General features: G+C 34.4%; 4 protein-coding genes. 2 read left to right on the forward strand and 2 right to left on the reverse strand.

The genetic code is table 11. The annotated features are described in order from the left end of the window. Positions 1 to 260, forward strand: a 260-nt coding sequence (locus C1642_RS19745) for a LysE family translocator (RefSeq protein ID WP_228153947.1), incomplete at its 5' end; no start/stop codon positions are given. A gap of 66 nt (positions 261 to 326) precedes the next feature. On the opposite strand, the gene C1642_RS16335 is transcribed toward C1642_RS19745, so the two are convergent. Together C1642_RS16335 and C1642_RS16340 are read right to left on the reverse strand one after the other, a co-directional pair. Then, a complete protein-coding gene (locus tag C1642_RS16335) occupies positions 327 to 872 on the reverse strand; it encodes a glycoside hydrolase family 108 protein (protein ID WP_001019688.1) in 546 nt (181 codons plus the stop codon). A gap of 37 nt (positions 873 to 909) precedes the next feature. Beyond that, the gene (locus C1642_RS16340; protein WP_000427182.1) at positions 910 to 1,299 is read right to left on the reverse strand and encodes a hypothetical protein; all 390 of its coding nucleotides are present in this window, start codon (positions 1,297 to 1,299) and stop codon (positions 910 to 912) included. A gap of 601 nt (positions 1,300 to 1,900) precedes the next feature. Between C1642_RS16340 and C1642_RS19750 the strand changes: the two genes are divergently transcribed. Next, positions 1,901 to 2,078, forward strand: a 178-nt coding sequence (locus C1642_RS19750) for a helix-turn-helix domain-containing protein (RefSeq protein WP_228153962.1), incomplete at its 3' end; no start/stop codon positions are given.

A 2,078-nucleotide genomic window follows, 5' to 3' on the forward strand; every position in this document is an offset into this window, starting at 1 on the left:
CCTCACTACTTAATCCCAAAACAATTGTCTTTTTTATTGCCCTTTTCCCACAGTTTATTGATATTAAAAAAGAAATATTAAATCAGTTTTTGATTTTATCTTTAACATTCTGCTTGATCGGATTTTTAATTCATTTAGTTTATGCCAACTTTTCCTCTATATTCAAAGAGAAGATGCTTGCCGGAAATAATTTTTCTAAGCTCAATAAAGTCAGTGGTTGTATATTTTTTCTTTTAGCAGTTTTACTTATTACTCAATAAAACTATTTTATGAAAGTGAGCCAACTTGTAAGGCTATAACTCAATAGCTTTAGCAAGTTGGCTTTTTTATAAGCTGATACGATTAGCAAGCCATCCATAAAAGAATTGCTCATGCTTCGGATTTGTTTCCGTAATTTCAATATAGCGCTGGCCTTGCATAATATTAAGAAGCCGTACCAGCACTTTTTCACCTTCCTTACCACGGTTTTTAATATATTTTATTAAAGCCTGCAAAGTGGCTGGCCCATATTCACCATCTACCTTAAGGTCTACCCAGCCTTCTTTGCCCTGCCTATTCAATAAATTTAATGCACGTTGTAAAAGTGGTTTTGTGAAACTAATACCACAATTCACACCCGTGTCGAATAACTCTTCAGCAACAAGTGCGCTGATCAAATTAACTTGATCAAATCGCGGCTCAAGCCAATATTGATTCCTATAAATTTCTCTGGCTGTCTCTAACGTTAAATTCTCCATTGCACCTTGATAACCATAACTACGAGCAACGGCTTGTGTAATTCCAAATTTAGTCGCATGTCCATGATCAAGCGGATCATTTACATAGCCACCTTCGCGTTTTATTAGTGCATCTAAATATTGCTCAATATTCATAAGAGTTGTCCTCGTCTTTATTAGGGCCAAATAGCTATTAGCTTTGGATATCATCTTTCGCTTTTTTTAGATCTTGCATGACTTCAACAATGGTTTTTCCTTCTTGTTTATTAATGAAATTAAATATCCACCTCACAATTGCCCAACCAGGTAAGCCACAAATAAAGAAGAATCCACCTAAAGTGATCATTCCCCATATATCTGTCACCCACTCATGTAAATTCCATTTCATGATAATGAATGAGCCACCAGTCAAGCTTGAAACAACCGTACAAATCAAACCCACGACCCATTCTTGAGGTGAACGTGGAAACCGCATAATTAAAACTACTGCAACAACTAAGCTCACTGCTAAAGCCACCATCATGACAGTGCCATAAAGGTTAAAAGCGGCAGCTAGCCCATTTGAAGTTAAAAAATTTTCCATATTTTAATCCTGCCTAAAGTGTAATTTTTTGAAAAATAATCATGGCTACTGCTTTGTTATTTTTCATATTTTTATATCTAACTCTGCTATGTACACAGATTTAATCTAGTCGATCTTGTTCTTTTTAAACCGCTATGAATGACATAAGCCTCAGTAAAACTGCACCGCTAGATAACCTCTCTTTTTTGACCAAAAAGTTGAGATAACACGTTGCCGTATATCGGAAACTTTTGTGACGCATTAAATTCTTTGTTAGATTCTTCATGTTCTTGATACCCTTTATCGACGAACATTAAGCCTGATCCACGGAATCGGGCTTTTTTTTATTCCATTTCTTGTTTTTAATAGTCGGTACAAACCACTCATCGACTATCGCCATTTTTATATTCTGTCGTCCATTGAGGCAGAATAATCGTTACTTTCTTAATAAGGTATTGATAAAATTAAGAAATCAATTTCAAATAAAATATTATTTTCGTTCTATCAATATGCCCTTATAACTGATATTATAACTATAGTTATTATTAGTCAATAACTATAGTTGTTTTACTAAATATAACTTAAGTTATATATTTGTTATAAGTTAGCTGGTGCGATCATTATGGCTCTTAAAGACCGTTTAAAAGATTCAAGGATTAAAGCTAAAAAAACACAGGCAGAGGTTGCTGAAGCAGTAAAGATGTCTCAGCCTGCTTATCAAGCTTTAGAATCGGGGAAGAATTTAAAATCTGCTTTTCTTCCACTCATTGCACAGTTTTTAGGTGTAGATGCTTATTGGC

Source organism: Acinetobacter sp. AKBS16 (assembly GCF_002899995.1).
Lineage (GTDB): Bacteria > Pseudomonadota > Gammaproteobacteria > Pseudomonadales > Moraxellaceae > Acinetobacter > Acinetobacter baumannii.